Source organism: Candidatus Kryptoniota bacterium (genome assembly GCA_036567965.1).
Classification (GTDB): domain Bacteria; phylum Bacteroidota; class Ignavibacteria; order Kryptoniales; family JAKASW01; genus JAKASW01.
In genome coordinates, this window is the sequence record DATCTN010000015.1 from 58,462 (window position 1) to 70,569 (window position 12,108).

A 12,108-nucleotide genomic window follows, 5' to 3' on the forward strand; every position below is an offset into this window, starting at 1 on the left:
CATTTATGAGCGAGCACCCGATGTTCGCCGAAGACATGAAGGAGATCGTCGACAGTTTCATTGTCGAGACAAACGAAATATTCGAAAAGCTGGACAACGAAATCCTTCAACTTGAGAAAAGGCCCGAAGACAAGGAACTTGTAAATTCCATCTTCAGGGCCGTCCACACAGTCAAAGGAACGTCCGGTTTTCTCAGTTTCGACCAGATGAGTATAGTGGCACACCGGTTTGAAGATGTGTTGAACAAGCTCCGCAGGGACGAATTGAAGTTCAGACCGGAGATGATGGACGGGATGCTCGAGGCGTTCGATCTGATGAAAACACTCCTGAAACAGGTGGTTGAACGCGACATCCAGCAGATAGATCTTTACTCGACAATAAGAAAACTTGAGATTCTTTCCAGCGGCAAGATTCCCGAAGCCTCAGGCAAGAAAGCCGGAGAGGAGAAGAAGTCAGTCCCGGCCCCGGAAGAGAAGTCGGCCGAGCTGATACTTCCGGCGAACGACGAAGAGTCTATTCCCGCCAATCAGGCTGAGCACGGACAACAGAATGGATATTCTCCATCGCAGCAACCGTCACGGCAGGATCAGAAAGTTGAACGTGCCACCATCGACACGACAATCCGCGTCGAAGTGAACAGGCTGGATCAGCTGATGAATCTCGTAGGCGAACTCGTACTCGGCAGGAACAGGCTATCTCAGATTGTCAGTTCGATAAAGAACGAGGAGCGCGACGATCTTGAAGCGGAGCTTAGTGACACCGGCTCCCAGATCGACTTTATTACGACGGAGCTTCAGGCTGCAGTGATGCGAACAAGGATGGTTCCAATCGGAAGAACTTTCAACAGGTTTCCAAGACTCGTGCGAGACATAGCAAAAGAATACTCCAAGGAAATCGATCTCGTTACAAGCGGCGAGGAGACGGAGCTAGACAAGTCCATTATCGAGGAGATAACCGACCCGCTTGTTCACCTGATACGGAATGCGGCAGACCACGGAATCGAGAGCGTTGAAACGAGGACGAAGCTTGGGAAACCTGCCCGAGGCACCATAACTCTTTCGGCCGGTCATGAGGGCAATCATGTGATGATTGAAATACGTGACGACGGAGCAGGTATTGATCCGGAGCGTCTTAAGGCGAAGGCGCTCGAGAAAGGATTAATAAGCTCCGAAGAAGCGCGGGAAATGAAAACTGAGGACACCTACGGCCTCATGTTTATACCCGGATTCACCACAGCACAAAAAGTAAGTAATGTTTCCGGCCGCGGCGTCGGTTTGGACGTCGTCAAGACTAACATCACCAAGCTCAACGGGATGATATCTGTGGAATCCGCGGTCGGTGAAGGGACAAAGATAACTCTTAAGCTTCCGTTGACCCTCGCTATCATTCAGGGATTACTGGTGAGCGTCGGAAGTGAAACTTTTGCAGTCCCCCTCAGTTCTGTCCTGGAGGTCGTCCACACGCTTAAGAAGGACGTTGCGACAGTCCAGAGCCGCGATGTTATAAGATTAAGAGAATTTGTCCTTCCGTTGGTGGACATTTCGGAAATTCTCGACGTACCTGGCCGAGACGAGGCGAGTAAGAGTTTTTACACTGTTGTGGTCGGAGTTGCGAACCAGAAGTTCGGGATAGTGGTCGATCATCTGGTCGGACAGAAGGAAATTGTTATTAAACCCCTTGGGTCATATTTGAAGAACATTCACGGCATTGCAGGCTCGACTATCCTCGGTGACGGGAGAGTGATAATGATAATCGATACGGGAGAACTACTGCGGCTCGCGCAAAGAGCAAATGGGTCAAGGATAACCGCCGCGGGATCTTTGAGGGGCTGAGATGCCGATTCGTGTGCTTGTAGTCGACGATTCCGCCTTTATGCGAAAGGCTTTATCGATGATGCTCGGAGGCGATCCCGAAATATCGGTTATCGCAACAGCGAGAGACGGGGTCGAAGCTATCGAGAAGGTAAAGACTTTCAAGCCGGACTTGATGACGCTGGATGTCGAGATGCCGAGAATGGATGGCATCACAGCATTGAAAATGATCATGAAAGAAAATCCTTTGCCCATTCTCATGGTGAGTTCTCTTACAATAGAGGGAGCAAAGGCGACGGTCGACGCGTTGTCTGCGGGGGCAGTAGATTTTATACCGAAACAGCTGTCATATGTCTCCCTTGACATAACAAAAATCAAAGACGAGCTGATCTCAAAGGTGAAACTGATCGCGAGAAGTCGTTGCAGGTATTTGTCCTCTGAGCCTTTGAAGGGCTCGAGGTCTTACAGAACCTCGAACACTCGACTCCCCGGCGCGCAGATTGTCACCGTAGGGATTTCAACCGGCGGTCCGTTTTCACTCCAGAAGGTAATTCCCTTTCTTAGGCAGGATTTTCCTGTCCCCGTCGCGATCGTGCAGCACATGCCGCCACATTTCACCAAGTCTCTTGCTGAACGGCTAGATGCAATCAGCCAGGTAAAGGTCTTCGAAGCGCAGGACGGAATGGAGTTGGACAAAGGGAAAGTGTTCATTGCTCCCGGCGGTTTGCACATGAAGTTTGCAAGAGACGGCAGCCGGAATATCATAACTACTCCGAAGGAACCGCAAGATTCACTTCACCGTCCTTCGGTGGACGTAATGTTTACCTCTGCCTACGAGAACTACGGCGGAAGGATTCTTGCTTTGATAATGACCGGGATGGGCAAGGACGGCTTGGAAGGTGCGAAGTTAATCAAAAGCGCCGGAGGTAAACTTATTGCTCAGAACGAGGAGACGTGCGTGATCTACGGGATGCCGAAAGCTGTCGTGGATGCAGAACTTGCCGACGCAGTCCTGCCCTTGGAAGACATAGCCACCGCCCTCAACACGGCCTTTGTGGCCGCACCTGTTCCCGCCTAGAGCCCGCTACCACACGCGGTGTTTCCGAACCGGACTCCCGCCGCCAGAAACTAAGGCAGGTTTTCCCCGCGAAAGGTTTCGACCGATGGATGCCTCGGGTTCAACAATCTTTCACAGTCGCCGCAAAACTTCACCAGCGGGTTCTCAATTAGTCTTCGAAATGCGATCTCGTTCCTGCAAAACAAGCACCGGCCGAAATTCCCATCGTAAATTTTCTTCAAGGCATCGAACAGGTCTATCAAGTCTTCGTCGGACCTGAAGGATTCAATTCTCGAGAACAGCGTGGTTATGTCCTCCTTGCTGCATTCATCCTCAATCAACGATGCTGGAACAAATTCCCCGTATCTATCATCGAGTGCGCTGCGAATCCTCAAAAAGATTTCACTCCTGACTGCGGATAGTTCCTTCTTCTCCATCGCTTACTCTCCTTCTCATCACGTCTGAACATCTTGAATTCCGGATCAGTACCAATCAACTTCGCATAGGGGCATTCACAACGATGGTCCGAGTCAAATTCTGCCGGGGAAAAATGGAAACGCTCTCCGGCAACTACTTCTGCACTCGAAATCTCGGCAATTGATTTGAGAATGTCAACACGAAAAAAAAGGCGCCGGGTAGTTTTCCGGCGCCTGAACAAATCCAACGGAAGCATCGGTCTATTTCAGCAAAAGCATCTTGCGAATCGCGGAGTAGTTCCCCGCCCGGGCTACACATAAATAGAGACCGCTTGATAGGGCACCTCCTTCGAACTTTACCGTGTAAGTTCCAGGTGATTGCTCTTCGTTGACTAAAGTCTCAACCACCTGCCCAAGAATGTCAAATACTTTCACGCTGACAATTTCCTTTTCCGGGACGGCGTAGGTTATGGTAGTTGAAGGATTGAACGGATTCGGGTAATTCTGCGACAAACTGAATTCAGCAGGTATACCTCCACCTCTCGTTTGCACACCAGTAACCCTGGTTCCGATGGCAAACCAGACAGGAAAAGCCGCATCAATGGAGTGTGATTGTGCGGTTCCGGAGCCCGTGAGCTGGTCGGACAGGAGCGGCATCTTGTCTATTCCGTCATGCAAAGCCGACTGGTAATCGACCAATGTATGATACGCGATAGTATCGTCGTCCGATGAATATGTCGGAAACCCGAGAACATTCTGCGGGCCGGAAACTATCCCCGAATTGCCTGTGTTGAAATCCGCTGCCATTACATAATCATTGCTGGCTTTCTCATCCAAGTAATCAAAAGTAAATCTATTTGTCGATGTTTTGGCAAAAGCGGGGTTAGCAAGATCAATCCCGCTTTGCTGAGGAAATACGTTCACCATTTTTCCCGAAGTAACATCGAGCAAATCGATATTCCAGTACCGTAGTGTGTCCCCTTGAGCTCCTGGAACTTGGTTGTAGCAATCGAAGAGCAACAGATTCCCGGTCGGATCAAACGACATTTCATCCGCGTATAGGGCCGTCTTCGCTGGCGGTCCGTCGTAGGACTGGGTAGCTATCTTGAAGTCCTGTGCTTGCTGGGTGTTGAAATTATAATAATAGATCGTCGTGTCGATATATATCGACGTCAATGCGATGCTGCTCAATCCAGGACCGATTGCCACGCTTTCCCAGACGCTGCTGGTATCTAAGAATGCCTCCTGGGGATTCCCGGGATTTGTATAGAGAGCACGAAGCTTGTGATCCCCATCGACAAAGATCACCAGGCTTCCGTCATCGGAAACTGCAGGACGATTTGACACCGTAGTGGTACTAAGAGCGGAGTAGTCGGAATTCGATTGGATGACTGTTTTCGCCATGTAAAGAGTGTTGGGGTCCGATGGTGAAGTATTCGTCACAAGGAGCCAATTGGGGCCCATGACTTGTGTCGGTGGAGGAGTCGGTGTGGCAACGCTGTCCGTTACTCCGACTGAACTCCAAGCGTTTTTTACCGCGGTGACCTGGCTGCTCGACTGACCGTAAAGCTCTCCCGCTGCGTTCACGGTCGCGATCCGCGCATCGACGAACTGCGAAGAACGTGTCAGATAATTTGTCAGCGCTTTATACCAGATATGCGAGGCCGCCGACCTGCCAATTGAGCTCGCGACAAGGTACAGGGCATGATTCGGTATACCGCTGTTCGTATGCACGCCGCCATTGTCCTCTGTTGTGGATACGAACTCGCTCATCGCTGCAGGCTGCCAGCTCGCACTGCCGGCGCTTCCACCGTTATGAGGATTCGAAAGGTCGCGCAAAGCACCGGTCGGGTAATCGACAAGGTCCTTCATTACCTGCTCACCGATTTGCCAATTGGATGTATCGACCATGACGGCAAACGCGTCGGAAATCGACTCGTTCAATGCGCCCGACTGATCGACATATTCCAGATTTGCGGAGTGCTGGGTGACACCGTGCGTCATTTCGTGTGCGGCAACATCAAGTCCGCCCGCGAGCGGATTGAACACCTGACCGCCGTCACCGTATGCCATCAGCCCACCGTTCCAGAAAGCGTTTGCCATCGAGGCTCCGTTCGACGTTACGTGTACCACGGAGTAGATGGTCATCCCGCTGTCGTCGATCGAGTTTCTTCCGAATGTCGTCCGGTAATAATTGTACGTGATCGCCGCGTTGAACTGCGCGGACACGGTAGACGCATCAGTCCACGTGTTATTTGTTGATGTCACATAGTAAAATTGAGACTGCGACGACAGATCGGTACTCCGGAGATCGAGAGCCATGATCGCGCCGATGGCGTTATCGGGTATCTGCGAATGTGCCGCATCGTACATGGCCTGCGACGCATCAAGCAGATAGTACGTTGATCCGACCTGGTACACACTGAAGCTCCTCGTCACGCCGTTCAGATCAACACCGCTTCCCTGTACCGGTCCGTCATGGTCCACATTGTCGTATGATCGCAGGATTTTTCCGTCGACTCCGTCGATAAAATAATACCAGTCGTGATCGATTCCGGTTCTCACCTCGACGAACAACGCGAGATGCGGGACGTGAAAGGCGTCGACCCAAATGACCTTCCGCGCCGAAGGGCCGCCGTACCTCATCATCTTTTTAAATTGTGACTGAACGTCAGTAGACATCCCTTTGCCTTTGAGATCTGCGGTCGTGGTTTGAATACCGTCGGACTCAGATAAATGATATTGCGCGCCTGAAAGTGAAGTCGGCGACGGGACATAAACGCCGTTAAAAGAAAATACCTGGCCTGAGGTGTTCAAATGGACATAAGCGTCTTTCGCCCATACTTCTGTTCCGTTGTATCTTTGCTGGAATCTGACGTGCGTAAAACCTTCCTTATCCTGGCTGCTGCTTGTAAATGTAAACTCGTCATCGGGATTCTGTATCTTCAAGAGCTCCGCGTTCCGACGAAGAAACTGACGTGCAATGTTGATCGCCGTCGCTTTATCCGGAATACTTGCGGGTGCCTTTGTATCGACGACGAATTCCATATACCTCGGTGTTCCAAGTTCGCGGTTCCATTTAATCTTCGTCGGTGCGTTTCCGCTTACCGCCTGAATCTTCAAGGGGAATTTCTGGAAAAGGTTTGAACCGACAGAAGCTGTTTTCAAACTGTGACCGGTAGAATTTGTTGACACGCTTAGCCTCGATGTAAACGCTGCCAAGTTCTGTCCAGCCCGGAGCGCGGAAATTGGTTGACGCGACAAATTCGAGACTGACTTGCCGCCGCCAGAATTCCCCTTTTTGAGACCATGAAGCCGAGTTTCCGAGTGCGCGGACGCGCCGAATCCAACAATCACTACGAACAGACCATAGAGTAATCCTCTCATAACGCCTCCCTTGTTGCAAAATAGTTGATTTCACCAACACACGGAGAAAATAGCCCTCTATCTGTGCTCATGATAATCTACAACCCTGACAAGCTTCTGGCAAGTGGACCGGGTAACCTTTCCCCGTGATGTGACGAGTGGCAAGGAGAAGGGTGTCAGAAGCAAGCGGGTAAACAAAGGCCACCGGTTTCTGATCGGGTGTCTGGTGTCCAGAGAATCCTAAACCCCTTGGGGCCCTTGCCGGTGACAAACTCCGCACCCGTCAGGATGGCATGGTTGCAGAAGGCGGTTGCTCTAACCTTGAATCAGATTGTATTCTTTGATCTTTCTGTAAAGAGTTTTTCTGTCTATCCCCAGAATTTGCGCCGCCTTGGATTGATGCCAGTTGGTACGCTGAAGTATTTTGACGATGTAACGCTTCTCGACTTCGGAAAGAGGCATGTTGTCTGCGGCAAGGTCGTCTATGAGGTCGCTCGATTTCATCTGGAAGAGGTGGTCGGGCAAATCTTTGCAGTCGATCACATCTCCTCCTGAGAGCGCTATGCTTCTCTCGATCACATTTTCAAGTTCGCGGACATTTCCCGGCCATGTGTAGCGGAGCAGACACGCAGATGCCTCTCTCGTAATTTGAACGTTTTGTTTCCCGAACTGTTCGCCGTACTTCTTGAGAAAGTGTTCGGTCAGGATCGGAATGTCCTCGGTTCGCTCGTGCAGGTCAGGCACATGGATGGAGATCACGTTCAGTCTATAGAAAAGATCTTCTCTGAACTGGTCATGCTTTATCAATTCTTTCAGATCCCGGTGAGTCGCCGCGATAACACGCACATCGACCTTTTTTACGTCATCGCTTCCGACAGGTCTGACCTCGCCTGTCTCAACAACTCTCAGCAGTTTCGACTGTGAGCCAAGCGGCATGTCGCCGATTTCATCCAGGAACAACGTGCCGCCGTTAGCAGTTTCAAACAATCCGCGTCGGGAGCTTATCGCGCCGGTGAAGGCGCCTTTCTCGTGACCGAAGAGCTCACTCTCCAGAAGTGATTCCGGAATCGCGCTGCAATTGACAGTCACAAGCGGCATCGCTTTGCGATCGCTGTTATAATGAATCGCTTTCGCGATCAATTCTTTTCCCGTCCCGCTCCTTCCAGTTATGAGTATATTACTCCGTGCATGCGAGATTCTCTGTATCAGTGCGAAAATATCCTGCATCGCCTTACTCTTACCGATGATGTTGGAGAATGAATACTTGCGTTCCACCTCCTGCCGAAGGAATTCCACTTCCCGCTGGAGGCGGCGCTGCTGTGTAGCGCGTTCAAGGAGCGCGAGGATCTCGTCGATGTTGAACGGTTTACTGACATAGTCGTATGCGCCCGCTTTCATCGCGTTCACTGCGGAGTCGACGGAGCCGAATGCGGTTATCATCACGACCATCGTATCCTTCTGAAGATCCCTGACGCGTTTCAGCAAATCCATGCCCGAGGCCTTGGGCATTTGAATATCGGTAATTACTATATCGTAGTTCTTATCCTCGACAAGAGACATCGCTTTCAAGCTGTCTGAAGTCGTCTCGACGGTGTATCCTGCTCGCCTGAGGAACTTCTCGAGCATCGAAAGCATGTTTACATCATCGTCGACCGCAAGGATTGAAATATCTGCTCTCATGTTTATGCCGGATTAGTGTATACTGGAAAAGTCAATTTGAATATCGTCCCTTTATCAACCTCACTTTCAACCGAGATTGTTCCCTTGTGGTCCTGGACGATTCTCTGTGCTATCGCCAGACCCAACCCGGTCCCCTTGCCAACTTCTTTGGTGGTGAAGAAAGGGTTGAATATCTTTTGAAGGTTTTCGGCAGGAATGCCGCACCCGGTATCCGCAATCGAAACCTCAATGGTATTATCTTCCCGTCGGACGTTCCCGCGGGTCGAAATCGTCAGGATGCCGCCCCTTTCCATAGAGTGGATCGAATTCACGATCAAATTTACAAAAACTTCCTGAAGTTGAGCTGCGTCCCCAAATACAAAAGGAAGCGTGTCGTCGAGCACGAGGCGAAGCTCGATAGACGACTTGTCGAGCTGGTTCTTCAGAAGCTGGAGCACATTTTGAATTTCTTCATTAATGCTGACTGGTTTTGCCCGCATTCTTTTCGGACGGGCGAAATCCAGAAGTTGTTGTATCAGTTTTGCGATCCTGTTTGTTTCGCCGACAATCATCCTCAGCTCGTCGTAGTCCCGTTCGCCGGATTTCATGTCCATCATCAGAAATTCGGCGTTCCCCAGGATTATGTTTAACGGGGTGCCGATTTCATGGGCGATCCCCGCGGAAATCTGACCGATGAAAGAAAGCTTCTCTGTTTGACGAAGCTCCAGCTCGTACTGCTTCAACTGGGTGACATCGCGCATGATCAGGGCGGTGCCTATGATAGTAAGCTGCTCATCCTTCAAGACGCTCCCCGTCAGGCTGATGGTTACCCGCTGGCAAGTTTTCGTTTCGCACTCGAGCTCGAAATTTCTGACAATTCCCTCTTTCCTTATGCGCTGTAGAATCAACTCATCGTCACCTAGGAGCCTCTTCTCCTGCGGGAGGAGAATCGAGAAAGGCTGCTCTACTACTTCCCCCGATTGAAATCCGAATAGTTGTGCCGCGCCCTTATTCCACGAAACGATCATCCCCTGTATATCGAGGCCGACTATCGCGTCTGCGGAATTGTCCGTAAGCACAGAGATGTAATGCCCCTTCGAAGTCACCTCTTCTTCCAGGAGAAATCTTTTCAGGCCGTGGCCGAGCTGGTCCGCCATAGCGAGGAGAATGCTCAATCCTTCGTCCTGAAATTCGGCGACAGTACTTTCTCTCAATGGAACTGCGTGGTATGAAAGGAGGAGGAGACCTATCAGGGAATCACCCGCGCACACGGGGAGAAGGAGAACGACCCTCCGGTTACCGAATACCTCTTGCATCACCGCATATCCCCGTCGTGCGCTGGACTCGTTCCCGAACTGGCTGGCCAACGCGTCCAGGAAAGTCCCGGTTGCAGAAGGGACCCGCTCCGGAATCGCGGACCGAAAATTCAGCTTTTTCGTAATTTGATCGAATGCGAAATACTCGACCGCATTCGATCTGGATTCTTCCGAAATTATTCCGATCGCGGCGCTGAGAGCTCCGTCGTATGTACTGGCAGATCCGATCGCATTTGTAAATCGAAGCAGAGTTTCGCGTTGGCGCTCGATTACCTCGCGTCTTGACGCGCTCACCTCACTCTGATAGTTCTGGTACGCATTGGCATATCTGTAAATTATCTCGTGGAAACATGCGTCGACCCGCCTTGAATACTCGAATATGTCGTCCTGACTTTTCATCTTCTCGCGAACAACGGATATTATCGCGTCTTCACCGAGAAGAAATGTCTCGTGGACTGAAGACAATGTGAGGAGACCGTTGTAAGGCGGTTTGACAATTCGCTCTGTGAATTTAATGAGCCGCGAGGGGTCGTTAACCTCGAGCAGGTCGGTTATACAATGAAGTAATTCGACAACCTGGCTCCTGTAGAACGGGATCTGATTGCTTCCGAAATATTTCGGGATGGAATTGATTGAAGCCAGCCATCTCTCGGCGATCAGCTCAAAATTTCCGCCGACAATACCGATCAGCTCATCGCTTCTCAGACTTGCGGTACCGGTCAATTCACTTTTCTCCGTAATAAATTGTCGCGATGCCGAAAGTCAGCGATGTGGAGGAAATGTTTCTGAAATTGGCTTTCCTCAGTATTTCTTCAAAATCGCCGCCATCAGGAAATCCAGAAACAGAGCCCGGCAAGTATCGGTACGCTCCCGGATCTTTCGAGACCAATTTGCCGATGATGGGAAGTACCCGTGTGAAATAGAAAAGGTACGCCTCACGGATGCCTAATGATTTAGGCGTTGAGAATTCGAGGATTACGATTCTTCCACCTGTCTTCAGGACCCGGCGCATTTCAGAAAGTCCTCTCTCGAGATTTCCGAAATTCCTGACACCGAACGCAACCGCCGTTACATCGAAAGTGGATTCGGGGAACGGAAGAAGCTCGGCATCCGCCTGAATCAATTCGACACTACCGTCGAGACCGAGATTCTTCTTTTTCATTTCGAAATTTCTCAACATGGCTTCAGCAAAATCCACCGACACGATCCGCGCAGGCTTCTTGTTCGCGGCTTGAATAGATATATCGCCCGTACCGCACGCCACGTCGAGGAACCATTCGCCGTTCTTGAGTTGTGAAAGTCGCAAAGCTTGTCTACGCCAGTAAATGTCGATGCCCACGCTGAGGAAATGGTTGAGGAAATCGTACCGCTTGGAGATCGCGTTGAACATCCGCCTGACATACCGACTCTTCTGGTCCGGCGAACCGAAAGACTCAGTGGGCGGCATCGGTTTTCGATTTCAGGGCGGCAATTCGCTCCTTGTAGAAGTCCGCTTTTTCGGGTTTCTTAGTGATTAGTATGGTGTAAGCTTCAATTGCCGTCTTTGTCTGCCCCTGTTGTTCAAAAATCAATGCGAGAGTGTCGGTGACAATTTCCGGCGAAAGTTCAATCCCTGAACTTTCGTCCCTTGGTCCTGCTTCGTCGACGGGACTTTTGTCCGACCGGATCGGTCCGGCGGCAACGAGCTCCCTTGCGAGCGTGTCGAGATCGAAATCACCTTCTCCCGGACCGGGCTCAGGTTTCTCCGGCTCTACTACCGCTTTGGGGACCTCTTCGGCGCCGGGCTGAGCGTCCGACTCTCTTGACACCTTATCGATGATGGACTTCGCGATGCTCGATCCGGTTCGGTTTTTTAAGGGCTCCGATTTTGGCCGGCGCGGTTGGGGCAATTGAACGCCGAGCTTGCTTAACGAGTCGGTAAACCGCTTTTGCACTTTCGAAAGATCGTCGCCTACAATAGTATCGAGACCGGGAATCAGGAAATCATTCTCGTTTTTCCTGAGCGCATTTCTTTTCAGCGTTTCCCCGACTTTCTTCATGATGTCGGGGTCAGCTGACGTTCTCCGGAACTGAACGGCAAGTTTCTTTCCAATTAGATCGGCCTGTGCACGTGATTCGAAATCCGACGAGACCCACTCCACTATTTTCGAACCAGGGTGAAGGTCCGCCGCCTTGAGGAGTTCCCTGTGCGCGTCGGTGAAGAGGCCGGCTTTCATCATTGCCATCGCAAGAACCACATGTCCCGTAGAATACGCCGGGTGTGCGATCACGCCGCGCTGCGCTACCGACAGCGCTTCGCCGACCCTGTCGATCTCGACGTAAAAATAGGCAAGCATAGCGAAAAGTGAAGATGAAGGGTTTGCCTTAAGTCTATCTTCAAGATATTGAAGAAGCGCGATGTCCTTCCCGCCATATTTGAACGTTACGTTTGCCACCTGCTCCAATGAATCCTTTTTCCGTTTACCGAACGAAACTCAAGAAGG

The 12,108-nt window shown here is 50.9% G+C and carries 8 protein-coding genes; 2 read left to right on the forward strand and 6 right to left on the reverse strand.

Going from position 1 to position 12,108, the window contains the following annotated elements; genetic code table 11:
• Positions 1 to 5: 5 nt before the first annotated feature.
• A complete protein-coding gene (locus VIS48_05570) occupies positions 6 to 1,832 on the forward strand; it encodes a chemotaxis protein CheA (protein ID HEY9165612.1) in 1,827 nt (608 codons plus the stop codon).
• A gap of 1 nt (position 1,833) precedes the next feature.
• Entirely contained in the window at positions 1,834 to 2,889 is a 1,056-nt protein-coding gene (locus tag VIS48_05575; protein ID HEY9165613.1) for a chemotaxis response regulator protein-glutamate methylesterase, read from the forward strand.
• A 50-nt stretch (positions 2,890 to 2,939) separates the two neighbouring features.
• Here the strand turns inward: VIS48_05575 and VIS48_05580 are convergent, their stop codons facing one another.
• From VIS48_05580 to VIS48_05605, 6 genes are all read right to left on the reverse strand, one after another.
• Positions 2,940 to 3,305, reverse strand: a complete 366-nt coding sequence (locus tag VIS48_05580; GenBank protein ID HEY9165614.1) for a hypothetical protein — start codon at positions 3,303 to 3,305, stop codon at positions 2,940 to 2,942.
• Positions 3,306 to 3,545: 240 nt separating this feature from the next.
• Entirely contained in the window at positions 3,546 to 6,671 is a 3,126-nt protein-coding gene (locus VIS48_05585) for a M4 family metallopeptidase (GenBank protein HEY9165615.1), read from the reverse strand.
• 294 nt (positions 6,672 to 6,965) lie between these two features.
• Entirely contained in the window at positions 6,966 to 8,330 is a 1,365-nt protein-coding gene (locus VIS48_05590; protein HEY9165616.1) for a sigma-54 dependent transcriptional regulator, read from the reverse strand.
• A gap of 2 nt (positions 8,331 to 8,332) precedes the next feature.
• On the reverse strand, positions 8,333 to 10,348 hold the full coding sequence (locus tag VIS48_05595; protein ID HEY9165617.1) for an ATP-binding protein: 2,016 nt from the start codon (positions 10,346 to 10,348) through the stop codon (positions 8,333 to 8,335).
• Position 10,349: 1 nt separating this feature from the next.
• Positions 10,350 to 11,072 (reverse strand): bifunctional demethylmenaquinone methyltransferase/2-methoxy-6-polyprenyl-1,4-benzoquinol methylase UbiE, encoded by a 723-nt coding sequence (gene ubiE, locus VIS48_05600; protein ID HEY9165618.1) that lies wholly within the window; start codon positions 11,070 to 11,072, stop codon positions 10,350 to 10,352.
• Positions 11,059 to 12,060 (reverse strand): hypothetical protein, encoded by a 1,002-nt coding sequence (locus VIS48_05605; protein HEY9165619.1) that lies wholly within the window; start codon positions 12,058 to 12,060, stop codon positions 11,059 to 11,061. Before VIS48_05605 ends, ubiE begins: the two co-directional genes overlap by 14 nt.
• Positions 12,061 to 12,108 lie beyond the last annotated feature (48 nt).

Excerpts from the sequence above, each read along its gene's own strand:
- VIS48_05570 (HEY9165612.1), top strand. The coding sequence starts at position 6 with ATGAGCGAGCACCCGATGTTCGCCGAAGACATGAAGGAGATCGTCGAC.
- VIS48_05575 (HEY9165613.1), top strand. The coding sequence starts at position 1,834 with ATGCCGATTCGTGTGCTTGTAGTCGACGATTCCGCCTTTATGCGAAAG.
- VIS48_05580 (HEY9165614.1), bottom strand. The coding sequence starts at position 3,305 with ATGGAGAAGAAGGAACTATCCGCAGTCAGGAGTGAAATCTTTTTGAGG.
- VIS48_05585 (HEY9165615.1), bottom strand. The coding sequence starts at position 6,671 with ATGAGAGGATTACTCTATGGTCTGTTCGTAGTGATTGTTGGATTCGGC.
- VIS48_05590 (HEY9165616.1), bottom strand. The coding sequence starts at position 8,330 with ATGAGAGCAGATATTTCAATCCTTGCGGTCGACGATGATGTAAACATG.
- ubiE (HEY9165618.1), bottom strand. The coding sequence starts at position 11,072 with ATGCCGCCCACTGAGTCTTTCGGTTCGCCGGACCAGAAGAGTCGGTAT.